This is a genomic window from Paenibacillus sp. FSL H3-0302 (assembly GCF_037982245.1).
GTDB lineage: Bacteria > Bacillota > Bacilli > Paenibacillales > Paenibacillaceae > Paenibacillus_AQ > Paenibacillus_AQ odorifer.
This window is the reverse complement of the sequence record NZ_CP150284.1, coordinates 3,793,578-3,816,545: the sequence shown is the minus strand read 5'-3', so window position 1 is coordinate 3,816,545 and position 22,968 is coordinate 3,793,578. Positions and strand designations below refer to the sequence as shown.

Genomic DNA, 22,968 nt, shown 5'->3' with positions numbered 1-22,968 from the left:
GATGAGGTTGAGTATAAAAAGTCTTAGGTGCCTGGCAGCTGCAACACTGTCGTTATCCGTACTTTCGGGTTGTACTTTCATCAGTGATCCCGTTTCGAAGATGAAAGCTCCGCAGCTGTCTGCTGACAAAGCAACACTTATGGCTGCTATTAATTCACATATTCCAGCGGGTACGGAGTTGATCCGTCCGGTTAATGATGAGAGCTCAATTTTCACAGAGGATCTTAATAACGACGGAATTATGGAGTCGTTGGTGTTCTATAGAACGCCAAGCGAAGCTGTAGAGATTCACGGGATGATCTTAGAGAAGCAAGGAGATGCCTGGGTCAAAAAGCTTGTTTTTGATGGGGATGGAACTATGCTGGAGTCCGTCGATCTGAAAGATATGACAGGTGACGGGAAGCTGAATATCATTACAGGTTATTCACGCGGGGAAGAAAAAGGCCTCGTCGTGTATAGCTATTCCAGCGGATCATTGGAAGAAGTGCTTTCACTTCCTTACACCAAATATATGCTTGATGATCTTAACAAGGATGGAATTGAAGACATCACCGTTGTTTATTTTAAAAGAAATGAATTTGCAACCATTTCGATCTATCAGTACAATGATGGCTTTAAGGTGCTCGATAAGATCGAGGATATCGATCCGTATTTTTCTAATTATTACAATATTGTCGCAGGAAAGATTGCTAAGGATAAAGAAGGAATCGTATTAGACGCTTCGGTGGATTTCCAATCCGCCTACAGCTTAATGGTTCTTATGGAGCATAACAAGCTGCGTGTGGTTTTGCCAGGTGATACGAGGACTTACAAAGATCGTCTGATTGCAAGCGAAGATATCGATCATGATGGCATTATTGAAGTTGGATTGCTTGAAGCGCCAAAAGGATGGGAGTATTTCGACCCCGCAGATATTCCTTATTTCACCTCCTATTATAAATGGGATGGAAAAGATGGCCTAACCTTTGCAGTCCAGCTATATCGTGATCCATCGGATCGCTTTACTATTAATTTTGATCCAGAGCTGCATGGAAAGGTAAGTATTGATACGAAATCTGTTCTGGATAAAAACCTTAAGTTCATCATGACTGATACCGGAGAGACTTTTGCTGAGGTTTCCTTCTTTTCTCCTTCGGAATGGGATAAGGCTAAGAATGAAGGCTGGGAGCTGCTTGGACGGGATTTAGATAAAGTCATCGGCTACCGTGGTGAGCTAGAACAAAGTACAACTAAAGAAGGAAGCAATAAGATTGCCTCCCCTATTGAAAGGAAGGGAATAGATGAGTAAAGTTCTGATATTGGAAGATGAAGAGTCCATTCGCAGTTTCATAGTCATTAATTTGAAGCGTAATGGTTTCGAAGTGCTGGAGGCTGCTGACGGGAATGAAGCATTGCATAAATTAACCACTATACCTGATATTGATATTGCGTTATTGGATGTTATGGTTCCCGGCATTGATGGATTTGAAGTTTGTAGACGGATTAGGGAGACTAATGAACGCTTGGGAATTATTTTTCTTACCGCCAAGGTTCAGGAGCAGGATAAAGTTTACGCTTTGTCCGTAGGTGCAGATGATCATGTTAGTAAGCCATTTAGCCCAACGGAGCTAATTGCACGTATTCAATCTTTGCTGCGCCGTGTAAATGTGCATCGTGAACAGTCGGCCAAGGTTTCTTTTCATTCGGGGCCTTTCAGCTTGGATCTTATTACCAAACAATTCAAACGTGATAATGTAGCCATTGAACTGACGCCCACGGAGTTCTCTCTGATTCAATTCTTTCTTGAAAAAGAAAACACTCCACTTAGCCGCGATCTTCTGTTGGATCATGTGTGGGGCAAGGAGTATATGGGTGATCCCAAAATTGTAGATGTAAATATCCGGCGCTTACGCCAGAAGATTGAGAACAATCCTTCGGAGCCGGAATTTTTGCAGACTGTATGGGGGCACGGATATAGATGGAAAGGCCAAGGACAATGATTAAGAAGGGGATGCGCAGACAGATTGTTCTGCACTACATTCTTGTAGTTTTTTTGGCGCTTCTCCTCGTAGAAGTTATCTTCCTGCTGGCCATCAGAACATATTATTATGACAGTGTATACAGCAAGATTAAAAATCACATTTCTGTTTCAGAGTCGTTTTTTCAAAAGAACATGATACCCAGCGATAATAGCATCTATCTGCTACAAGAAGTACTGGAGAGGTTCTCATTGAGCAAGACGGAGCTGGAAATCTTATCGCTAAATGGGGATATCATCACTAGTTCCACTGGCTTTCAGCCGGATCGGACCATTACGACCAGTGATGTACCAGAAGCCGTTGGCGGCAGCGTTGGGCGCTGGGTAGGGCGTCAGGCAGGCACGAATGAGAGCGTGATGGCGGTTTCCAAAATGCTGCAGATTCATGGACAGGATAAGTATGTCCTAAGGTATATTACTTCACTAGAAGAAATCAATAATGATTTGCTTAATCTAACTTTATTGTCCACTGCTATTGCTGCAGCTGTTATGGCTGTAGTTGTTGGGTTTAGCTTCGGACTGGCCAACTCGATTGTGAAGCCGCTGAATAATATTACGGCAGTTTCAGCTCAGATGGCGAAGGGGAGATTCAACGTACGGATTAAGGGAGACTATAAATTTGAGATTGGTGATTTGGCTTCAACGCTGAATTATATGGCTCAGGAAATTGTACGCAGTAATCAGATTAAGGATGATTTTATCTCGTCCATTTCTCACGAGCTGCGGACACCTCTTACAAGTATCAAGGGCTGGAGTGAAACCTTGGTATCCGGCGGGTATGATCCGGAGGAGACAAAACTTGGAGTCAGCATCATTTCCAAAGAAAGTGAACGCCTGATTGGGCTGGTGGAAGAAATTCTCGACTTTTCTAAGCTGCAGCAGAACCAGATGAAACTGTCGATTGGGGTTGTAGATGTAAAGGTACTGCTGCAAGAGACGATACTGAATGTTTGGGCTAAAGCGGAAAAGAAACGAATACATCTGTTGCTGGAATGTGAAGATGCGATCTTTGTTAAAGGGGATGCCAATCGGCTAAAACAGGTATTCTTAAACTTGGTAGACAATGCAGTGAAGTTCTCACATGAAGATTCCAGTATTGAACTGTCAGCAAAGAGACTGTCTGCTACAGAAACAGCGATTATGGTACGAGACAGCGGGATAGGGATTAGTGAAGCACATATATCCAGAGTGAAGGACCGTTTCTTTCAAGTGGATGCACTTAATGGAGGAACAGGCTTGGGGTTAGCGATTTCACAGCAACTTGTAGAACTTCATAATGGGACACTTGATATGGTAAGTGAGCTTGGAAAAGGAACGGAAGTTACCGTCATCTTGCCTCTTACAGAACCACAGCCGGAAGTTATCACAGAAGAGGTAACTCAAGTGACAGCTACCTTTCCTGAATTAGATGATTGGGAGGCCTAACGTGAGATGGGGGTAACGAAGAATTCGATCCGTATAGTTCGTGGAGAGCCAGATCGGGTTAGCGACATCTTGAGGCTACTGCAAGAAGCGGCAGGATGGATGGAGCGTAACGGGATTAACCAATGGACACCCGGACAATTTAATGAGACCGATATTGCAGGATATTTCGCTGACAGACATGTTTATTTAGCCCTTGACGATGGGGCTGTAGTTGGCATGTTCACGTTGCAATTCAGTGATCCACAGTACTGGGGCAGTAAAAATGATGAGTCCTACGCTTATTTGCACCGATTGGCTGTGAAAGACTCCCACCGCGGCCGAGGACTCGGACAGCAAATGCTTAAATATGCAGTAGTTCTAGCCAAAGATCTAGGCTGTAAGAGTCTTAGGTTTGACACTGTGGCACATAACATTAAGCTTAATCGTTATTATCAGAGCATGGGTTTTCACTACATGGGCACTAACGATATGGGAAATGGTCGTTTAGTGAACTTATATGAACATTTTGAGGAAGGTGCTGAGTCAGACCGTCTGATCCTAAGGTTTATATCGGAATCTGATTTTGAACACTTAAAGCGCTGGAGTGTTTCTCCAGAGTATCTGAAGCAGTGGGCAGGACCTTCGTTAACTTATCCCTTAGATGATGAGCAGCTTGTTAAATACTTAAAGGATGCTAATCATCCAGGCTTATCAGATCGCCTTATCTTCTGTGCAATTCAAGAAGCTACGCAGCAGGTAGTGGGCCATATTAGCTTTTCAGTCATTGACCGGGTTAATCGTTCTGCACGTATCGGCAGGGTAGTAGTAGATCCTGAGTTTCAAGGTAAAGGCATTGGCAAACGTATGATGCAAGAAATGCTTCGAATCGGATTTGATGGTCTGGACCTGCATCGTCTGTCTCTGGGTGCTTTCGATTTCAATACGGCTGCCCTGAAAGCTTATGAAGCTGTTGGCTTTAAGCGGGAGGGTGTTCAACGTGAGTCTGCTTTATTCGGTGAGCAATATGTAAATTGTGTGGAAATGAGCATATTAGACAGAGAATGGACGGCTAGCCGTAATTCATAAAATCACTAATTCTTTACAACCGAAGGGGCTGTTGCTCTGGTCATGATCGACCAGGACAACAGCCCCTTTTTATATAAAGTATTTTTCTATATAATGGTTGTTATGAAGGAAGAACTTCACGCAAACGTCCTGTCTTCTCATACACATCCTGAAACAGACGGGAAGGTTGGTTTCGGACCGCCGGCTTGGCAGCCACAGTCTCATGTGGTCCAACAACAACGATATTATTTATGCTTCCCTTGATGACTGCTCCATCCTTAATGATTGCCCCTTCACCAATAATGGCATTCTCAATCAGCACTCCACGGCCAATGCGAACTCCAGGCATAATAACACTTTGTTTGATCTGGCTCATCTTACCGATTTCTACCCCATTAAAGACTACAGAACGTTGTAGACTACCTTCTTGGGAGCAGGATTCATTCACGAGAGAGTCCGTTGCTGGGTTCTGAACACGTGGTTTATGAACTGCAAGCTTAGTCCGGCGAACCCGACTATACATAGGCCAATGAGTCTTGTCTAACTTCATGCCATTGTCTTTTTGCAGAAGGTCCATATGTGCTTCCCAAAGACTGCCGACTGTACCTACATCTCTCCAGTAACCCTTGAAACGGTAAGCGAATAAATCATCGTTCTGATCCAGCATGGTAGGAATTACGTCTTTACCAAAGTCATGACTGGAATTAGGATTAGCTGCATCCCGCAACAAGTGCTCCTTCAGATAAGCCCACTCGAACAGGTAGATACCCATTGAAGCAAGATTACTTTTTGGTACTTTAGGTTTTTCCGCGAATTCGGAAATTTTCAGATCATCGTTTACGTTCATTACTCCAAAACGACTAGCCTCATCCCAAGGAACCTCCATTACGGAGATGGTTGCTTTTGCTCCTTTTTCAATATGATAATTCAGCATCTTACGGTAATTCATATGGTAAATATGGTCACCGGATAGAATGAGCACATGTTCTGGGTTGCGGCTATCAATAAAGTCAATGTTTTTATAAATCGCATCAGCAGTCCCTGTATAACTGTCTCTGCCTTCAACACCTGAAGGAAGCAGTGTGACACCTTTATCCTTTTGACTAACTAAGCCCCAAGGCTCACCTTCACCGATATGATTATGCAAAGAGTCAGCTTCGTATTGTGTCAGAACACCTACTGTATCAATGTTCGAATTTACACAGTTACTTAGCGGGAAATCAATAATTTTATACTGTCCACCGAAAGGGACTGCAGGCTTAGCCATACTGGAAGTCAAGGGAGCCAATCTGCGGCCTTCCCCTCCTGCCAATAACATGGCGATACAATCTTTTTTGTTGTTCATTTGTTATCCCTCCCATTATTTTGTCAATGCTTGTAATATAAACTTACGACAAGCGCTTGAAACGACATAGGTGAAATATATTGCTTTGTAAACAGAAAAATTACAATTAATATTTCTTTATCAGAAAATCTTTTCTTTTAACATCAAAACATTTTCAAAATGGTAATATTCGGGTAAGGTAATAGGTACAAGCACATTGAAAAAGGTGGTGTAGAATTGGCTGAAAAAGCAAAAATCGAGACCCTTCCGTCAGCTGCTGATATCTATCTGTTCCATGAGGGCACCAATTATCGCAGCTATTCTATGCTGGGTGCACACACTGCCGCTGAAGAAGGCGTTACCGGTGTGCGCTTTACCGTGTGGGCTCCTCATGCGACATATGTAGGACTAGCTGGTGATCATAATGATTGGGACGGAACACAGGGCGTGGACTCGTTATATAAGATACCCGATTCAGGATTTTGGAGTCGTTTTTTTCCGGGAATACAGCCGGGAACTTTTTACAAATACAGGATTCTTGCCTCAGATGGATCAAGTTTCCTTAAAGCGGATCCTTTTGCTTTTAAAGCTGAGGTTCGACCGGCAACGGCTTCGGTAGTAACAGAACTGGATGGCTACCGCTGGGGAGATGCAGCATGGCGTCGGAAAAGCAAAGCTCCATATCAACAACCAATGAACATTTATGAAATGCACTTCGGTACCTGGCGTCAAAAAGAGGATGGAGAGTTCTACACCTACCGGGAAATGAGCGAGCTGTTAATTCCTTATTTGGTGGAGATGAACTATACACACGTGGAATTTATGCCGTTGGCAGAACATCCATATGATCTATCCTGGGGTTATCAAGGGACGGGGTATTTTGCGGCAACCAGCCGTTATGGCGAACCCCATGAGTTGATGTATTTGATCGATCAGCTGCATCAGGCAGGTATCGGTGTGATTTTAGATTGGGTTCCCGCTCACTTTGCCAAAGACGCACACGGATTACGTATGTTTGATGGAGCGCCACTTTATGAATATGCCGATCCAATGTTAGCTGAAAAACCAGGCTGGGGGACACTTTCGTTTGATTTCAGTAAGCCGGAGATTTCTTCATTTCTTATTTCTAATGCGCTGTTTTGGTTCGAGTATTATCATATCGACGGAATGCGTGTAGATGCGGTTACGAGTATGCTTCGATTAGATTTCGAAAAGCGGGATCATCAATATCGGCGGAATGTTAATGGTGGATTGGAGAATCTGGAGGCCATCAAATTTATCCAGAATCTGAACAAGGCTATCTTTCATTATTTCCCAAAAGCATTGATGATGGCGGAGGAGTCCAGTGCTTGGCCAGGGGTTACTGCACCAGTGCATGAAGGGGGCCTTGGCTTCAATTACAAATGGAATATGGGTTGGATGAATGATACGCTAGGCTACATAGAACATGATTTTGGTGGGCGCCCTTATCATCATAATTTACTTACGTTCCCAATATGTTATGCTTATGCCGAAAATTACGCATTACCGCTATCGCATGATGAGGTTGTTCACGGCAAGAAGTCTTTGTTAGACAAAATGCCGGGTACTTATGAACAAAAGTTCGCAGGTCTCAGGCAGCTGCTGGGATATCAGATCTCTCATCCCGGTAAAAAGCTTCTGTTTATGGGTGGGGAATTCGGTCAGTTTATCGAGTGGAAGGATCAGGAGCAGCTGGACTGGCTGCTGTTGGATTATGAGAGCCATCGTCGTATGCTTGCCTACACGGCTGCACTTAATAAACTGTATCGCTCCGAAAAAGCGTTGTGGGAGCTGGATCATTCTCAAGAGGGTTATCAGTGGATTGATGCGGATGACAATGATCAAAGTGTGATTTCGTATATACGCCGAGGGAAGAAACCAGGAGATACGCTGCTTATAGTCATCAATTTTCAACCGGTAGAACGGCACAATTATCGTATAGGCGTGCCACGGGCCGGGACTTATGAAGAGCTCTTTAGCTCAGAAAATGTAGAGTATGGTGGCTCCGGATTGCACAATGTCCCTCAAAAGAGCGTTAAGCTGGAATGGCACAATCAGGTGAACAGCATAGAGCTGACTCTTCCGCCCCTTAGCTTTCTGGTGTTTAAAAAAACGTCACGAATGGGTAAGAATAAAGAGGCAAAAGAGTTATAGATCTAAGTACGAATAGAGAATCCGTACAGTTTAAGGGGGAAATAATCATGAAAGTTTTATTTGCCGCAGCTGAAGCCCATCCTTTTGTCAAAACGGGTGGTTTGGCCGATGTCATTGGAGCATTACCTAAAGCGCTGAAGGCTGCCGGGGTAGATGTACGAGTGATTTTACCTAAATATCGTGGGATTCCTGACAAGTTCACCGCTCAAATGGAGCATTTAACGGAAGTGTTTGTTCCAATTGGCTGGCGAAAACAATACTGTGGAATTGAACGCATTATCTATGAGGGTATCCCCGTTTATTTTATCGACAACGAGTATTATTTTGGCCGTGATGGAATTTATGGTTATATGGACGATGGTGAACGGTTTGCGTTCTATAATCGTGCAGTGCTGGAGTGTCTGCCAGCCATTGATTTCCAGCCTGATGTACTGCATTGCCATGATTGGCACGCGGCCGTAATTCCAATGCTGCTACAGGGGCATTATCGCCACAATCCATTTTACAGTGAAATGCGGAGTGTATTTACAATACATAACCTGTTGTATCAGGGAGTGTTTCCTTATGAGGTACTTGGAGAGCTGTTAGGTCTGGATAGCAGCTATTTTGGTAGTGTGGAGTACTATGGTAATGTGAATTTCTTAAAAGGCGGGATTGTATTCAGTGATCGGGTCACGACCGTCAGTCCGACTTATTCAGAAGAAATTCGCACACCTTATTATGGTTACGGTTTGGATGGTTTGTTGAACGCACGGTCAGATGTTTTAAGTGGGATTGTGAATGGCATTGATACTAAAAGTTATAATCCAGCGACAGATTCGAGCCTTGTTACCCGTTATCGTTCTAATTTGACCAAGAAGACGGAGAACAAAGTAGCCTTGCAGGAAGAGCTGGGATTACCTGTGGATGCTAATATCCCAATGGTAGCCATGGTCACGCGTCTCGTGGACTCCAAAGGTTTAGATCTGCTTACCCGAGTGCTGGATGAGCTGCTATATCACGAGGATATTCAATTTGTGCTGCTTGGAACAGGTGATGAATCTTACGAGCGTTGGTTCAAGGAAGCGGCATGGCGGTATCCGACCAAGCTGTCTTCACAGATCTTATTTAATGATGCACTCTCACGAAAAATATATGCTGCCAGCGATATCTTCCTTATGCCGTCTAAGTTTGAGCCCTGTGGCATCAGTCAGCTGCTCGCTTTACGGTATGGTAGCATACCCGTTGTCCGTGAGACAGGTGGCCTAAATGATACTGTGCACGCTTATAATGAAGAAACCGGTGAAGGCAATGGCTTTACGTTCAGCAATTATAATGCACACGATATGATGTTTACGCTACGCCGGGCGCTTTCTTTTTACAAGCAGCCTGAACATTGGAAAAAGATCACAAAAAATGCTTTCGCGGGAGATTATAGCTGGAATGTATCCGCTCAGCAGTACATGGATATCTACGATGATATAACCAGATAAAGTTTAACGAATTCTGTAATGGGTTAATAAGGGATTGCACCTGGGAGTATGGTAAATACTCTGGGAGCAGTCCTTTTTTTTATGAAATTAGGAATAAACAGTCGAATGATTTAGCCAGTATAGGGGATAGTAAAAATGTATAAATTTAGCTTCAACGTGAATAAAAGTGATTTTTTAGCTGCGTATTATAGAATTCCCCTCATAGAAATCCATTAAAAGGAAGTTATTGTCACAATTATGCCTTTGCATATTCATGCGTTCTGATTTATAATAAGTCAGTCATTGGGTCAACTTAGATTTTTTCATATGAATAGGGGAGATATAGAAATGAACAAATGGGGTAAACTTAGTTTAGGAATGGTATTAGCGGTAGGTCTGCTTTCAGGCTGCGGTCAAAATAAAAATGATAATGATACCGCTGCTAGTGGTAATGCAAATTCCGGTGCAGTTACTAAAAAGCTGATTATGGGAACAAGTGCAGATTTTCCTCCGTACGAATTCCATAAAGTAGTGGACGGAAAAGATACCATCGTAGGTTTTGATATCGACATCGCTAAGGAAATTGCTGCCGACATGGGCGCTGAGCTTGAAGTTAAGGATCTGCCTTTTGATTCACTGCTTAACGAATTGTCCAGTGGACGCGTAGATATGGTGATTTCCGGTCTTAGCCCGACTGAAGAACGCAAAAAAGCGGTTGAACTTTCAGATATTTATTACAAAGCAGAACAAGCTATTGTAGTACGCGAAGCAGATAAAGATAAATACGCTACTATGGACGCGGTGAAGGGTACCAAAATTGGTGTACAGACAGGCTCTATTCAAGAAGAAATCGCCAAAGAGATTGAAGGCGCAAAGATCACCTCTCTTGGTAAAATCTCCGAGATCGTTCTGCAATTGCAATCTAACCGTATCGATACAGCAATTATTGAAGGACCTGTAGCCAAATCTTTTGTTAAGAATTTAGCGGGTCTTGTAATCACCGATGCTAAGCCTGAAGTAGAAGATGATGGATACGCAATTGGGATTAAAAAAGGCAATACAGAGCTTCTGGATAAAGTAAATGCTACACTTAAACGTCTAGAATCAGAAGGTAAGATTGATGAATATGTAGCGGCTGCCAGCGAGCTTGCTGAAAGCACGAAGTAAGGAATGTATATTGTTTTAGGTCTGCTGAAGTAAATTGTATGTGTATTACAGAAAATAGCGGAACTTTGCTATTTTCTATTTTTTTGGAGATAGGAGGATAAGATATTGGATATTACTTTATTTAGAATGGCTTATGATTATCGTGATCTTTTCTTGACTGGACTACAATATACCTTGCTACTTGCTGTTCTTGGTGTATTATTTGGCTTCATCCTTGGGATTATCGTCTCTCTACTACGCATGTCAAAATGGAGAGTGTTACGTTTCTTAGCCACAGCTTGGGTTGAATTTTTGCGGGGCACTCCAATGCTTGTGCAATTGTTTCTCATCCATTACGGGCTGGCGACATTTGGGATTGAGTTTACTCCGATTCAGTCCGGGGCGATTACACTCTCCATTAACAGTTCTGCTTATCTGGCAGAAATTTTTCGTGCCGGGATTCAGGGTGTCGATCGTGGACAAACGGAGGCCGCACGTTCACTTGGAATGAAACAAGGGATGACCATGCGTCATATTGTACTTCCTCAGGCACTTAAAAGTGTTCTTCCGGCAATCGGTAATGAGTTCATTACCATTATCAAGGAATCATCGATTATTTCATTTATCGGAGTAACGGATTTGATGTTTCAAGCTCGTACAGTTACAACGATTTCGTATGATGGCATGACACCACTCGTGATTGCTGCATTTATGTATTTTGTTCTAACATTTACGCTTTCCAAGATCCTAGGTAGACTCGAAAGGAGGCTGAATACCGATGATCGCCGTTAAGAACCTGCAGAAGCATTACGGAAAGCTGGAGATTCTCAAAGGAATCGATTTGGAGATTAAAAAGGGTGAGGTTGTCGTTGTAATCGGGCCCAGTGGTTCGGGAAAAAGTACCTTTCTGCGCTGCTTGAATTTATTGGAGCAGCCTACAGGTGGCGAGATCACTTTTGAAGGGGAATCGATCACCTCAAAGAAGCATGATATCAATGCAACGCGTGAGAAGATGGGAATGGTTTTTCAGCAGTTCAACCTTTTTCCGCACAAAACCGTTCTGCAAAACATTACGCTCGCACCGATTAAAGTAAGAAAACAGCAGCAGGCTGTGGCCGATAAATTCGCAATGGAGCTCCTCAAGACTGTAGGGCTTGAAGATAAAAAGGATGTTTATCCAGCTCAATTGTCCGGTGGACAAAAGCAGCGGATCGCGATTGCTCGTGCATTAGCCATGCAGCCCCATGTGATGCTTTTTGATGAGCCTACCTCAGCGCTTGATCCGGAAATGGTAGGAGAGGTACTTGAGGTTATGAAAAAGCTTGCCGAAGACGGAATGACAATGGTTATTGTTACACATGAGATGGGCTTTGCCCGTGAAGTGGGTGACCGCATTCTGTTTATGGATGGCGGGTTCATCGTTGAACAGGGTACTCCTGAACAAGTATTTGGTAATCCTACACATGCTCGGACTAAGGATTTTTTAAGTAAAGTATTATAAAGAATTCGTCAAAACGGCCCTGGACAAGTATCCAGTGGCCGTTTTGTTATAGGGTCCTGAGGGTAATGTGGGAATATATCGCTGGGGGCTGAGTTCATTTATTTATGTAAACCATGTATAATAGATGGTCAGTCAATCAACAGGAAAAGGAGTACATACATAATGAGAGATGATCTACGCCGGATAGGCATTATTGATATTGGTTCGAACTCCATTCGTCTTGTAATTTATGATACAACGCGCGAAGGAGGCTATAAGATCATCAAGGAGTGTAAGTACTCCGCTCGCCTTAGTGAGAAGATTACGAAGGAGAATAGACTGGAACAAAAGGACATGGAAACGATTGTTCCGGTCTTGCGGCAGTTTAAGGAAATCTGCAACGCTTTTGCAGTGGAAACCATTCGGGCGGGTGCAACGGCAGCCATTCGTAATGCGGCTAACTCAAGTGAAATAATAAGCTTTTTGTCACAATCCTCTTCCATTCCGATTGAGGTGATCAGTGGCCACCAGGAGGCATATTATGGCTTCTTGGGTGTTATTAATGCCTTTAATGTAGAGGATGGTTATGTCATTGATATTGGTGGCGGGAGTACTGAAATCACTCTTTTTTGTGAGCGGCGTTATCAACACAGCATTTCTTTCCCGTTCGGGGCAGTAAATACCAACCTAATGTTTGGCCAAGGTGGGAATTGGAGCGATGAGCAGATTCACAAGCTGCAGACTTTTGTTCTCGGCAGACTGGTTGAGCATGATTGGCTAAATGCCAAAGCTGGGCTTCCTTTATTCGGTTTAGGAGGGACGGTTCGTTCCTTAGGGAAGCTGGATCAGAAGACACGAGCATACTCATTGCCTAACTCCCATGGCTATACGATGACCAGTGAGACGATCGAGCACTTTATGAACACCCTACCTTCAATGCCTTACGAAAAACGTAAGGATTTAGATGGATTATCTAAGAGTCGGGCGGATATCATTGTATCCGGGTTGATTATTTTCCATACGGTGTATCAGTATATTGGGGCGAGTGAGGCGGTAATCAGCGGGGAAGGGCTCAGAGAAGGCTTGCTGCATGATCTGCTGGAGCCGGAGCAGCCAGTGCGTGATAGTGCATTGGAATATAGCTTAAACACGATCATTCGCTTTGATATTCATACTTCTAAACGGTATTTAGATCATATCAACAAGCTGGCACTCAGCCTGTTTGACGCATTTAAAGATGAATCGAATAGAGCAGAGCACGAGATGTTAATTTACGTGTCCATCATGCTGCATCGTACGGGAACGAATATTAACTATTACCAATCCAAAAGACATACTTTGTATTGGTTGATGAATTCACCGATTCGTGGACTTACCCACCGTCAGCTTATTCTTTGCGCTATGATTGCCTCATACAGCACAAAAAGCCGGAAGCAGAAATTGTCCCAACAACATAAGGACATTTTGCTGCCATCCGACGAAGAGTGGATTCATAAGCTCGGGTCGCTTGTCCAGCTTAGCATTGCGTTGGACAGCACGGAGATTGGAATTGTAAGCGGCCTGAAGGCCAATCTGCACGGCAATACGCTTCATCTGGACTTAGAGGGCGCATCGTCACTGCTAATTGGCCTAGAGGACATTGAGAACGCGATAAAAGCATTTAAGAATGCTTGGGCGGTGAAGGTAAAACTCGGCTTCCCTTCCAACGTGTAACATCCATCGCAGCAAACTGGCTCCGGAAAGGGGCCTTTTTGTCGTCTGGTTGTTCGTAATATCCATTAGCCTGCAAGAAGCTGGCTTTAACATTATCTTTTAGAGACAACTCTAGAATCTTGACGATCTGTTTACGGATGCCGCTGTCTCTGACAGGACACATCAGCTCAATCCGGCGGGTTAGGTTTCTAGTCATCCAGTCAGCACTGGATAAATACACCTCAGGTTTGCCGCCATTTTCGAAATAATAGATCCGGGAGTGCTCCAGAAAACGGTCTACAATACTGCGTACGGTAATGTTTTCGCTTAAGCCCTCTATTCCCGGACGTAGGCAGCAAACCCCTCGCACGATTAAGTCAATGGAGACACCGGCTTGGGCTGCGCTATATAAATCGTCTATCACTTGCTGATTAGAGAGCGAGTTCATCTTGGCGATTATGCGAGCGGGTCTGCCTGCCCGTGCATGTTCAGCTTCACGCATCATTAGCTTTTGCAAGGATAAGCTCATATTCGTCGGTGCAACAATGAAGGAATGCCAGTCAAAATTAGCCGAATATCCAGTCATTTGATTAAACAGCTCAGAAGCGTCCAGTCCGATATCGCTTTGGGCGGTGAATAGACTGAGATCCGTGTAGGCCTTGGCTGTACTGTCATTATAGTTTCCTGTGCCTACATGCACGTAACGGCGCAGTTCAGGGCCTTCCTGGCGGACAATCAAGGTCACTTTGGCATGCGTTTTGAGTCCGATCAGACCATAAACGACATGACAGCCTGATTTTTCAAGCTGGCGTGCCCAAGCGATGTTCCGTTCCTCATCAAATCGAGCTTTTAACTCTACAACCACTGTAACTTGCTTACCAGACTCCGCAGCATTGGCTAGTGCAGTAATAAGTGGAGAATTTCCACTGACACGGTATAAGGTCATTTTAATCGCCATCACTTGCTCATCCTCTGAAGCTTGAATGATAAAGTCTGTCATTGCATCAAAAGACTCGTAAGGGTGGTAGACTAATACATCCCGTTCACGCAGCACCTCGAAGAAATCCTCATTTTCTTGAAATTCAGCAGGATAAACCGGCTCAATAGGTGGATAGTTCATGTAACCAAAACCTTTTAAGCTTCCGGCAAAATTACGAAGAAAGCCTAGATCGAGCGGACCTTCAATTTCAAATACGAAGTCCTCCAGCTCAAATTCCGCTTGCAGCTGCTCAAGAGCATAGGGATGGATACCTTTTTGTACTTCCAGACGGGCTGGCACCCCGCGACGACGCTTGCGCAGCTCTTTTTCGATCTCTTCCAGCAGATCCTCTGCACCTTCCTCATCGATCGTAAGATCTGAGTTACGAGTCAAACGAAACTCACTAACCGCAACAGGTTCGTAACCGCTGAATAAGGTTTGAATGTGATGGCGGATCACATCTTCAATAAATACAAATTGTCTTTTCTTACTATTAGAGCGGTGGGGAAGAGGGATACATCTTGGCAGATTCGAAGGAATTTGCAGGATAGCAAAATAAGGCTCCTCTTCAAGACCATTCTTACGAGTAAGAACAACAGCTAGGTAGATAAACTGGCTGTGCACGAGTGGAAACGGCCGGCTCTGATCAACAGCCATTGGCGTAAGTACAGGATAGATGATATCCCGGTAATACTGTTCTATGGACTGCTCTTGGGCATGGGTAAGATCCTCATAATCCACAAATACGATGCCTTCTTTATGCAAACTCCGCGAAATATCACGGAACGTCCGGTATTGATCGGCAATGATTTTGGTTACGCGTTTGATGAGGCGTTTATACAGCCCGGAAGGGGTGTAGCCTGTGAAATCTTTTTTAGTATAGCCCGCCCGGATCTGATCCTGAATTCCTGCCACACGAACGCTTATGAATTCATCCAGATTGCTCGAGACGATCGCCAGAAATCTGGCACGTTCCATTAAAGGGTTATCAGGGTCCTGCGCCTCCTTGAGTACGCGGCGGTTAAATTCGATCCAGCTCAAATCCCTATTGAGGTAAGCAGTGGCTGGACTGCTCTGATTGTTTTTAATCTCTTCTGTATTCATGGGACCTCCAAATATGCTTCGATGTCTATATTCTATCATTTTACTATTGGATGAGGCACGAAATGTTAAATCTATGTAAAATCTCAAAGAATATTATTTAATTATCTTATATAATAGGATGTGATTGTCGCTATTTAGTTAACATAATCAAAATTACGTTAACTTCTTAAGGGACAAAAGACAATATTTAAACATGTTATTTCAGAATGGTAACAATTACATACGCATAGGTTACAAAATTGTGATATATTAAGTCCTGTCAGTTTTACAAATGACAACAATACATCAGGACATCACACAAGATGTACATAAGTACAGGAAATGTACACGAGCGTATACGGAAGTCATACCGCTTACGCCCATCTAAAGAGGAGGCATTTATGAAGAACAAGTTCAGAACCATTAAAACCCTTGCTGCAGTTATGGGAATTAGTGCATTGCTGCACACCGCTCCTGCTTTTGCAGACAGCGTTCATATTGCAAAGGAAGGCAATACTTTCTATACTCTGTCTCAGCAATACAATGTCGGTGTTAATGATTTAATGAAAGCTAATCCAAACGTTGCTGCTCTTAATATTTATGATGGACTTAAAATAACGATCCCAAGTAAAATGCAAGCAGAGTCTGTGGCTACGACAGAAACTCCAGTGCTTACACCAAGCCTGAATGTTACTCCAGAATCAAAAACAGTTGAAGCATGGGGCAAGTCCTTTAACTACGAGAAATCGATACAAGTTAAGGCTTCTGCTTATTCCTCAGCGGCTAGTGAGAATGGAGGCTGGGGTGCCGTTGATTATTTCGGAAACCCACTCAAGCTAGGAACCATCGCAGTTGATCCAAGTGTAATTCCTCTGGGAACTAAAGTATTGGTTACCGGACATTCACACGCAGGATTGCCTAAAGAAGCTTTTCTGGCTACTGCAACCGATATGGGAAGTGCCATTAAAGGTAACCGGATCGATATCTTTATCCCAGGAAGCCAAAGCTTTGTAGCCGATTTTGGTTATCAATATGTACAATTATACATTGTTAAATAGCTAGATAAAAATATAGAGATATGAAATGGTTTTAAATAGGTTAAACAAGAAACGGAGGGAGTCCTTAGCGGCTGCCTCCGTTTCTTGTTTATTTATTTTTAGAGACCTGCAGCAATTGAGGAACGGTAACGAATGAATAGCCACGTTTACGCATAATCGTGATTACCTCAGGTAAAGCCTGAATCGTTCCGCGAAGATCACTACCCGGTCCACCTCCACCATGCTGAAGGATAATTGCTCCTTTTCCAGCATTAGCTAAGATGTTATTTCTAACTTGAGTTTTGGAAAGTCCCTTCCAGTCCAACGAATCCACATTCCAATTTACAAGCTTATAACCATGATTTTTTGCCCATCTCAACTGTTGCTCAGAGATATCTCCATAGGGTGGACGAATCAAGCGTGGTTTATATCCGGCTAAGGTTTGAATAATGTTCTCGGTCTCAATGATCTGTGATCTGAAATCATGCATCTTTAGCTTCACAAACTGAGGATGATCATAAGAGTGATTTCCAATAGCATGTCCTTCTCTAATCATCCTCTTCACTAGAGCGGGATGTTTCTCAGCTCGGCTTCCCACCACGAAAAAGGTAGCTTTGACATGATATTTCTTAAGAACATCTAGCAATTGGGGTGTAAACCTTGGGTCAGGCACATCATCAAAAGTTAAGGCGATGACTTTATTCCGAGGACCGCTGGTCTTAAAGGTCTCGGGATATTTGTGTAATAGCTGACTCAGAGACAAGCCCTTAGTGTTCTTATTGTTGCTGCTCGTTGAATTATTTGTAGTAGAAGTTCCCGCAGATATCGCCTTGTCTTCGTCAGTGGTTTGCGTGCTTTTAATTTGATCCTGTGAGGGTTTCTGACTCTGAGCTGGGGCTGAAGCAACCTCTGCTGAAGAGGTTGGAAATAGCAGGACAATGATTGATCCTAATACTACTAGCAGTTTCTGGACTCTCCGTTGATCATACATCCCCCTATGCCTCCTTTACTACCTGATCATCACCATATTCTTCATTGTTATCTCCATTGAAGGATGAATTTATGCCGTTTCTTCAAGGGCTCTGGTAAAGATTTCTTGCACACCCTAATGCGTGTATACTAAATAGAACGGGATATTCCCGGGCCAATTATAGACAGGTGGAAGGATGGGGACAAGGATGTCAGAATTGTTTGCACCTTATGAATTGAAGGGTTTAACGCTGAAAAATCGTATTGTTATGCCGCCTATGTGCCAGTATTCGGTGGATAAAGAGGATGGAATTCCTAATGATTGGCATTTTGTTCATTATGTAAGCCGTGCTGTTGGAGGTACTGGTCTAATCATTGTCGAGATGACTGGAGTCCATCCAGACGGTAGAATAACGAACCGGGATACAGGGATTTGGAGTGATACACATATAGAGGCTTATCGTAAGCTCACAGATAGTGTACATGCCTATGGGGCAAAAATAGCCATTCAACTAGGTCATGCTGGACGTAAAGCAGTCGATGCTAAACCGCCGGTTGCCCCTTCTGCAATTCCATTTGATGCTCGTTCTAAGCAGCCACAGGCGCTTTCTAAGGAAGGCATCCTTGAGATGATAGAAGCCTTTCGTGCTGCCGCTCGTAGAGCTGTGGAGGCAGGATTTGATACTGTGGAGATTCATGGTGCGCATGGCTACTTAATTCACCAGTTTCATTCACCTCTGACCAACATCAGATTGGATGAATATGGACAAGATCCAGCACTTTTTGGAGTACAAGTAGTTGCAGCAATCCGAGAAGTAGTGCCAGTAGATATGCCCTTGATCATGAGGGTTTCCGCGAAAGAATATGTTGATGGTGGATATGATGCTGACTATGCCCTGGCGTTTTGCCGCCGATATAAGGATGCTGGAGTGGATATGTTCCATGTGTCTTCAGGTGGTGAAGGTCCCATTGGCTCTAATGGTGGACCTAATGCGGGCCCAGCCTACCAAGCAGATCTGGCAGAATATATTCGCAGTGGATTACAAGTGCCAGTAATTGCGGTAGGACGGCTTGAAGCCTATTCTGAGGCACAGTCCATCATTGCAGAAAAAAGGGCGGAGCTTGTAGCTATTGGCCGTGGGATGTTAAGTGATCCTTATTGGGCTTTACATGCTGAAGAAGCGCTTGGTGGCGTACATGATGTACCTAAACCTTATGAACGTGGGATTTGGAAAAGAGGCTAGACCATTTTCGGTGTGAAGTTTGTCACAGATTTTATGCTCCTTCTAAGGCAATCTTAATAAAGATAAAATTTGAAGGAGCTTGATAACGTGGGGACGGTTCTAAGTAACGAACGGCTGACAGATGGTGTGTATCACCTTAAGGTAGAGACGAATAGTGGCGGAGCAATGGGTCAATTCTACATGTTACGGGCATGGGGAGCTTACCCCATCCTATCCAGACCCTTAAGTATACATGAAGTACACGAGGATAGTGTTGAATTTCTGTATCACGTCGTTGGGGAAGGTACGGAGATATTATCACGACTGGGTTCAGGTGATTCGGTAGAGCTTGAGGGCCCTTTTGGAAATGGATTTCCACAGGTCGAAGGGAAGGTTGCACTCATCGGCGGTGGGATCGGAATTGCACCGCTTTATTATTGCGCGAAGCAGCTTCCGGGGAGTGATATTTTTTTGGGCTTTAGCCGTGAAGCTTACCGGACAGAAGCGTTTCGCCCACTTGCAAGTGAGCTTGTAGTCGATGTTGGCGGTTTAATTTTGGATAGTGTGGATTTCAGCCAATATGATCATGTCTTTGTCTGCGGCCCACACCCTATGCTTAAAGCTGCTCAACGTAAAGGCATTGCTGCTGAAGAAGCAGGCAGTAGAACGAAAGTATACCTTTCTCTAGAGAACCGAATGGCTTGTGGGATTGGAGCCTGTCTGGTCTGCAGTGTATCCTGCCGTGATGGCCAAAAGAAGGCCTGTGCAGACGGACCTGTGTTTCTTTCTGAGGAGGTGCTTTTCCATGACTAAGTTGAACACAACAATTGCTGGCGTTCATTTTAAAAATCCAATTATAATGGCCTCTGGAACGTTTGGTTTTGGCCGTGAATATGGCAAGCTGTATGATGTGTCTCTGCTGGGCGGAATCTCTGGCAAGGGGTTAACCCTCAATCCGAAAGCGGGGAATCCCGGCACTCGTGTATACGAGACAGCTTCTGGTATGCTGAATAGTGTGGGACTCGAGAATCCGGGTGTAGCTGCATTTTTAGATAAAGAATGCCCTTATTGGGAAACACTCGACACCGCTCGTTTGGTCAACCTGGGTGGAGGCACACTTGAAGATTATGTTCTTGGAGCTGAGATGATTCAGCGGGATGCAGATGCTCGTGCGAGTGCAGGTAAGACAGCAGTAGACATGATTGAATTGAATATTTCTTGTCCAAATGTTAAAGAGGGCGGCATTGCGTTTGGGATCCAAACTTCAGAAGCTCAAAAAGTAGTACAGGCTGTTAGACGCGCAACTAAACTGCCCCTCGCTGTAAAGCTGTCGCCGGGAGCCGAAAATATCGTTGAAATGGCACAAATGTGTCAGGAGGAGGGTGCAGACGCTGTCTCGCTCATCAACACTATCTCAGGAATGAAGATTGATGTCCGCCGTAGAAGCAGTGTATTCAATAACTTATATGCTGGATTGTCTGGACCTGCGATTAAGCCTGTCGCTCTGCGTATGGTGCATCAAGTTGCACAAAACGTAACGATTCCCGTGATCGGAATGGGTGGCATCACTTCAGCAACGGATATCATCGAGTTTATTATGGCAGGTGCTGCAGTTATCCAAGTGGGAACTTATAATTTCATGAACTTGCGTGCAGGTAGTCAGCTAGTTGCAGAGCTTGAGCAATTTATGGTTGAAGAAAATATTCAATCACTAGAGGAAATACGGGGCATTATATAAAGTGAAGTAGTGAGGGGAATACTATTGACTACTAACCAGATTGATCCTGAGGATATTGAGCTGAAGGCGACGGCTGTCGGACGTGATCTCTTGCTCTTAATTAGTGGAGGGGTTCGGCATATTGGTGCGACGAGTACTGCTTATCTGGAGGGGGAGCAGGTTAAAGTACTGACTTCAGCGGTTCCTCATCATAAAGAGCACACGATAAGCGAGCCCATTGCGATCAGAGTAGCTGAAGCGCTGAACAAGACGGTCACAGTAGTGATGGGGATTCATTACGACAATCTCACGAAAGAAGGTATTATGGAAGTCGTGGAAATTGTGAATTTAAAAGTAAATCAATATTTAGCGCAACAAATATGAAACGGTAGTGGCAATTCTACGTAAAAGATAGCATGTGAGGAATTAAATTATCTTTTGGAGGAATGAAACCATGTCTATATTTAAAAGATTGCGCGATTTAACCATGTCTAATGTGAACGCGATTATTGACAAAGCAGAAGACCCGATTAAAATGACAGATCAATACATTCGTGATATGACCGAAGATTTAGAAGATGCAGAAAAAGCTGTAGCGGCGCAAATCGCCATTGAGAAGAAATTCAAACAGCTGTATGAAGAACAAGAAGCGCTTGTTAACAAACGTACCCAACAGGCTCATGCAGCAGCTCAAGCGGGTAATGTTGACCTTGCTCGCCGCGCTCTGGAAGAGAAAAATGCTGCTGAAGCTAAACTGGTAGAATACAAAGCCAGCTTTGATCAGAACAAAGCCTCTGCGGATAACCTTCGTGGCAAGCTTGAAGAGATGCGCAAACAGCTTACCCAAATGAAGAACAAACGTGAGACATTGGTTGCACGTTATAATGCTGCCAAAGCTCAAACCGAGATCAACAAGGCAATGAGCGGATTTAGTTCCGATTCAGCGTCTGCAGGACTCAAACGTATGGAAGATAAAATGCTGCAAGCAGAAGCTCAGGCTGAAGCCAGCAATGAGATGAGTTCAGGCAATAAATCTCTGGATGATGAATTCGAGAAGCTGAACAAAGATCAAGCGGTTGAAGATGAACTGGCGGCTCTGATGAAACAATACGAGAAGCAATAACATTTGATCTTTAGCCGGTTCACGGCTGGTGTTCACAGGCGAAGGGGAGACAGAAATTCGTTTCTTCTTCGCTTTATCTATGCTTATGAAAGGCATGCAAAATGATTAAGCGGGGGCTATAGAATGGATCTCCATATTCTGGTGTCCATGGTCGTGTGGACGGTGAGCGGCGCTGTGTTGCTGTTTGTACTGATGTATATAGATTCACTTTTTACTCGTTATAACGATATAGAAGAGTTAAAGGCTGGAAATATGGCGGTGACTACACGGTTTGTAATGAAGCTTTTAGCTCAGGCCTTCATTTTATCTTCATCGATAGCGGCTTCCAATAGTTTGCTAGATGCGTTGCTGATTTCGTTGGTATCATTTTTGCTTTTGTTAATTTTAGAAAGAACGGTTCGACTTCTACTAGCAAATTGGGGGAAGCTGGATCTGGATCATGGTACACAGCTTGGTAAAATCGGATATGGCCTGCTATCAGGTTCACTGCAAATTACGGGTGCTTTAATTATTACTGCCTTTATGTAGGAGGAACGATCAAGTTGAGTATGTGGAAACGTATAGGTAACCTTTTCTCTAAGCCAGCGCCTCAGGAAGTTCAAAAAAGTATGCTTAATTTGTCTCCCGGAGACATTTGTGAAGTATCGCTTGTCACCTATGAAGTTACTGGCCGGACACATAATCGGGGCCGTAATGCTGTTGTTCTGACCCTTAGAGATGGAAGCCAGATAGCTTATCTTCATATAGAAGAGCGGGAACAGCTGCAATATGGATTGTACAGACCAATCGATGGGCGGTTAGATAATCCTGCTGAGGTTCCAGCAACGCTTGAGCTCGATGGCTATACATTTTTCCTGGAGGAAGAATATGAAGGTTTTGTTGCTGTTGCAGGTCAGACTCCATTTATGAACGGTGGAGAGCAGCATGTGTGGCAATATCAATCAGATGATTCACGTCTACTGCGTGTAGAGTGGCAACATGGACGGTTTATGCTTTATGAAGGGGAGAAAATAATCCCTGGGGATGTAAAGGTAATTAGAGCATCCTAGACTAGTAGAGAAGTAACGGATCACTATACCGGAA

19 protein-coding genes and 1 pseudogene are annotated in these 22,968 nt (G+C 43.9%); 17 read left to right on the top strand and 3 right to left on the bottom strand.

The features are described from left to right. Nucleotides 1-7: 7 nt before the first annotated feature. The 4 genes from MHH50_RS16895 to MHH50_RS16880 are packed head-to-tail and all read left to right on the top strand — an operon-like array spanning nucleotide 8 to nucleotide 4,507. Nucleotides 8-1,288 carry a hypothetical protein gene (locus MHH50_RS16895; protein ID WP_254847685.1) on the top strand — a complete coding sequence of 427 codons (1,281 nt, stop codon included), beginning with the start codon at nucleotides 8-10 and terminating at the stop codon, nucleotides 1,286-1,288. After that, a complete protein-coding gene (locus MHH50_RS16890; RefSeq protein WP_036687642.1) occupies nucleotides 1,281-1,979 on the top strand; it encodes a response regulator transcription factor in 699 nt (232 codons plus the stop codon). The genes MHH50_RS16895 and MHH50_RS16890 overlap by 8 nt, the downstream gene beginning before the upstream one ends. Beyond that, on the top strand, nucleotides 1,976-3,442 hold the full coding sequence (locus MHH50_RS16885; protein ID WP_175618929.1) for a HAMP domain-containing sensor histidine kinase: 1,467 nt from the start codon (nucleotides 1,976-1,978) through the stop codon (nucleotides 3,440-3,442). The genes MHH50_RS16890 and MHH50_RS16885 overlap by 4 nt, the downstream gene beginning before the upstream one ends. A gap of 6 nt (nucleotides 3,443-3,448) precedes the next feature. After that, a complete protein-coding gene (locus tag MHH50_RS16880; RefSeq protein WP_340033159.1) occupies nucleotides 3,449-4,507 on the top strand; it encodes a GNAT family N-acetyltransferase in 1,059 nt (352 codons plus the stop codon). 100 nt (nucleotides 4,508-4,607) lie between these two features. Here the strand turns inward: MHH50_RS16880 and MHH50_RS16875 are convergent, their stop codons facing one another. After that, on the bottom strand, nucleotides 4,608-5,831 hold the full coding sequence (locus tag MHH50_RS16875; RefSeq protein WP_076130041.1) for a glucose-1-phosphate adenylyltransferase: 1,224 nt from the start codon (nucleotides 5,829-5,831) through the stop codon (nucleotides 4,608-4,610). 216 nt (nucleotides 5,832-6,047) lie between these two features. Between MHH50_RS16875 and glgB the strand changes: the two genes are divergently transcribed. The 5 genes and pseudogenes from glgB (at nucleotide 6,048) to MHH50_RS16850 (ending at nucleotide 13,775) form a co-directional block, all read left to right on the top strand. Beyond that, complete coding sequence (gene glgB / locus MHH50_RS16870) at nucleotides 6,048-7,985, top strand: 1,4-alpha-glucan branching protein GlgB (RefSeq protein WP_076190199.1); 1,938 nt, start codon at nucleotides 6,048-6,050, stop codon at nucleotides 7,983-7,985. 47 nt (nucleotides 7,986-8,032) lie between these two features. Next, complete coding sequence (glgA, locus tag MHH50_RS16865; RefSeq protein ID WP_076279326.1) at nucleotides 8,033-9,457, top strand: glycogen synthase GlgA; 1,425 nt, start codon at nucleotides 8,033-8,035, stop codon at nucleotides 9,455-9,457. Between the two features lie 453 nt (nucleotides 9,458-9,910). Continuing rightward, a pseudogene (locus MHH50_RS16860) lies at nucleotides 9,911-11,374 on the top strand (ABC transporter permease subunit); the annotation flags it as partial. Continuing rightward, complete coding sequence (locus MHH50_RS16855) at nucleotides 11,361-12,083, top strand: amino acid ABC transporter ATP-binding protein (protein ID WP_076130044.1); 723 nt, start codon at nucleotides 11,361-11,363, stop codon at nucleotides 12,081-12,083. The pseudogene MHH50_RS16860 and the gene MHH50_RS16855, both read left to right, overlap by 14 nt. A gap of 162 nt (nucleotides 12,084-12,245) precedes the next feature. After that, nucleotides 12,246-13,775, top strand: coding sequence for a Ppx/GppA phosphatase family protein (locus tag MHH50_RS16850; RefSeq protein ID WP_076130045.1), 1,530 nt, complete (start codon nucleotides 12,246-12,248; stop codon nucleotides 13,773-13,775). On the opposite strand, the gene ppk1 is transcribed toward MHH50_RS16850, so the two are convergent. Further along, nucleotides 13,723-15,837, bottom strand: coding sequence for a polyphosphate kinase 1 (gene ppk1, locus MHH50_RS16845; protein ID WP_076130046.1), 2,115 nt, complete (start codon nucleotides 15,835-15,837; stop codon nucleotides 13,723-13,725). The two genes, MHH50_RS16850 and ppk1, sit on opposite strands and share 53 nt — an antisense overlap. A gap of 380 nt (nucleotides 15,838-16,217) precedes the next feature. On the opposite strand from ppk1, the gene MHH50_RS16840 reads away from it, so the two are divergent. Beyond that, nucleotides 16,218-16,874: a 3D domain-containing protein gene (locus tag MHH50_RS16840; protein WP_076130047.1), complete on the top strand. Its 657-nt coding sequence runs from the start codon at nucleotides 16,218-16,220 to the stop codon at nucleotides 16,872-16,874. 88 nt (nucleotides 16,875-16,962) lie between these two features. Here MHH50_RS16840 and MHH50_RS16835 read toward each other — a convergent pair whose 3' ends face one another. Continuing rightward, nucleotides 16,963-17,844 carry a polysaccharide deacetylase family protein gene (locus MHH50_RS16835; RefSeq protein ID WP_076130048.1) on the bottom strand — a complete coding sequence of 294 codons (882 nt, stop codon included), beginning with the start codon at nucleotides 17,842-17,844 and terminating at the stop codon, nucleotides 16,963-16,965. A 187-nt stretch (nucleotides 17,845-18,031) separates the two neighbouring features. Here MHH50_RS16835 and MHH50_RS16830 point away from each other — a divergent pair, with 187 nt between their 5' ends. The 7 genes from MHH50_RS16830 to MHH50_RS16800 all read left to right on the top strand — a co-directional run bounded on the left by MHH50_RS16830 (nucleotide 18,032) and on the right by MHH50_RS16800 (nucleotide 22,934). Beyond that, the gene (locus tag MHH50_RS16830) at nucleotides 18,032-19,066 is read left to right on the top strand and encodes an NADH:flavin oxidoreductase/NADH oxidase (RefSeq protein ID WP_340033158.1); all 1,035 of its coding nucleotides are present in this window, start codon (nucleotides 18,032-18,034) and stop codon (nucleotides 19,064-19,066) included. Between the two features lie 87 nt (nucleotides 19,067-19,153). Next, nucleotides 19,154-19,858 carry a dihydroorotate dehydrogenase electron transfer subunit gene (locus tag MHH50_RS16825; protein ID WP_076130050.1) on the top strand — a complete coding sequence of 235 codons (705 nt, stop codon included), beginning with the start codon at nucleotides 19,154-19,156 and terminating at the stop codon, nucleotides 19,856-19,858. Beyond that, the gene (locus tag MHH50_RS16820) at nucleotides 19,851-20,783 is read left to right on the top strand and encodes a dihydroorotate dehydrogenase (protein ID WP_076098788.1); all 933 of its coding nucleotides are present in this window, start codon (nucleotides 19,851-19,853) and stop codon (nucleotides 20,781-20,783) included. Before MHH50_RS16825 ends, MHH50_RS16820 begins: the two co-directional genes overlap by 8 nt. Before the next feature lie 24 nt (nucleotides 20,784-20,807). Then, entirely contained in the window at nucleotides 20,808-21,146 is a 339-nt protein-coding gene (locus MHH50_RS16815) for a hypothetical protein (protein ID WP_076218215.1), read from the top strand. 70 nt (nucleotides 21,147-21,216) lie between these two features. Next, nucleotides 21,217-21,885 carry a PspA/IM30 family protein gene (locus MHH50_RS16810; protein WP_036687619.1) on the top strand — a complete coding sequence of 223 codons (669 nt, stop codon included), beginning with the start codon at nucleotides 21,217-21,219 and terminating at the stop codon, nucleotides 21,883-21,885. A gap of 123 nt (nucleotides 21,886-22,008) precedes the next feature. Continuing rightward, complete coding sequence (locus MHH50_RS16805) at nucleotides 22,009-22,413, top strand: DUF350 domain-containing protein (RefSeq protein ID WP_036687618.1); 405 nt, start codon at nucleotides 22,009-22,011, stop codon at nucleotides 22,411-22,413. A 14-nt stretch (nucleotides 22,414-22,427) separates the two neighbouring features. Next, entirely contained in the window at nucleotides 22,428-22,934 is a 507-nt protein-coding gene (locus MHH50_RS16800; protein WP_076130052.1) for a DUF4178 domain-containing protein, read from the top strand. Nucleotides 22,935-22,968 lie beyond the last annotated feature (34 nt).

Coding starts and splice junctions, on each gene's coding strand:
- MHH50_RS16890 (WP_036687642.1), top strand. CDS start 1,281: ATGAGTAAAGTTCTGATATTGGAAGATGAAGAGTCCATTCGCAGTTTC.
- MHH50_RS16885 (WP_175618929.1), top strand. CDS start 1,976: ATGATTAAGAAGGGGATGCGCAGACAGATTGTTCTGCACTACATTCTT.
- MHH50_RS16880 (WP_340033159.1), top strand. CDS start 3,449: ATGGGGGTAACGAAGAATTCGATCCGTATAGTTCGTGGAGAGCCAGAT.
- MHH50_RS16875 (WP_076130041.1), bottom strand. CDS start 5,831: ATGAACAACAAAAAAGATTGTATCGCCATGTTATTGGCAGGAGGGGAA.
- glgA (WP_076279326.1), top strand. CDS start 8,033: ATGAAAGTTTTATTTGCCGCAGCTGAAGCCCATCCTTTTGTCAAAACG.
- MHH50_RS16855 (WP_076130044.1), top strand. CDS start 11,361: ATGATCGCCGTTAAGAACCTGCAGAAGCATTACGGAAAGCTGGAGATT.
- MHH50_RS16850 (WP_076130045.1), top strand. CDS start 12,246: ATGAGAGATGATCTACGCCGGATAGGCATTATTGATATTGGTTCGAAC.
- ppk1 (WP_076130046.1), bottom strand. CDS start 15,837: ATGAATACAGAAGAGATTAAAAACAATCAGAGCAGTCCAGCCACTGCT.
- MHH50_RS16840 (WP_076130047.1), top strand. CDS start 16,218: ATGAAGAACAAGTTCAGAACCATTAAAACCCTTGCTGCAGTTATGGGA.
- MHH50_RS16835 (WP_076130048.1), bottom strand. CDS start 17,844: ATGTATGATCAACGGAGAGTCCAGAAACTGCTAGTAGTATTAGGATCA.
- MHH50_RS16830 (WP_340033158.1), top strand. CDS start 18,032: ATGTCAGAATTGTTTGCACCTTATGAATTGAAGGGTTTAACGCTGAAA.
- MHH50_RS16820 (WP_076098788.1), top strand. CDS start 19,851: ATGACTAAGTTGAACACAACAATTGCTGGCGTTCATTTTAAAAATCCA.
- MHH50_RS16810 (WP_036687619.1), top strand. CDS start 21,217: ATGTCTATATTTAAAAGATTGCGCGATTTAACCATGTCTAATGTGAAC.
- MHH50_RS16805 (WP_036687618.1), top strand. CDS start 22,009: ATGGATCTCCATATTCTGGTGTCCATGGTCGTGTGGACGGTGAGCGGC.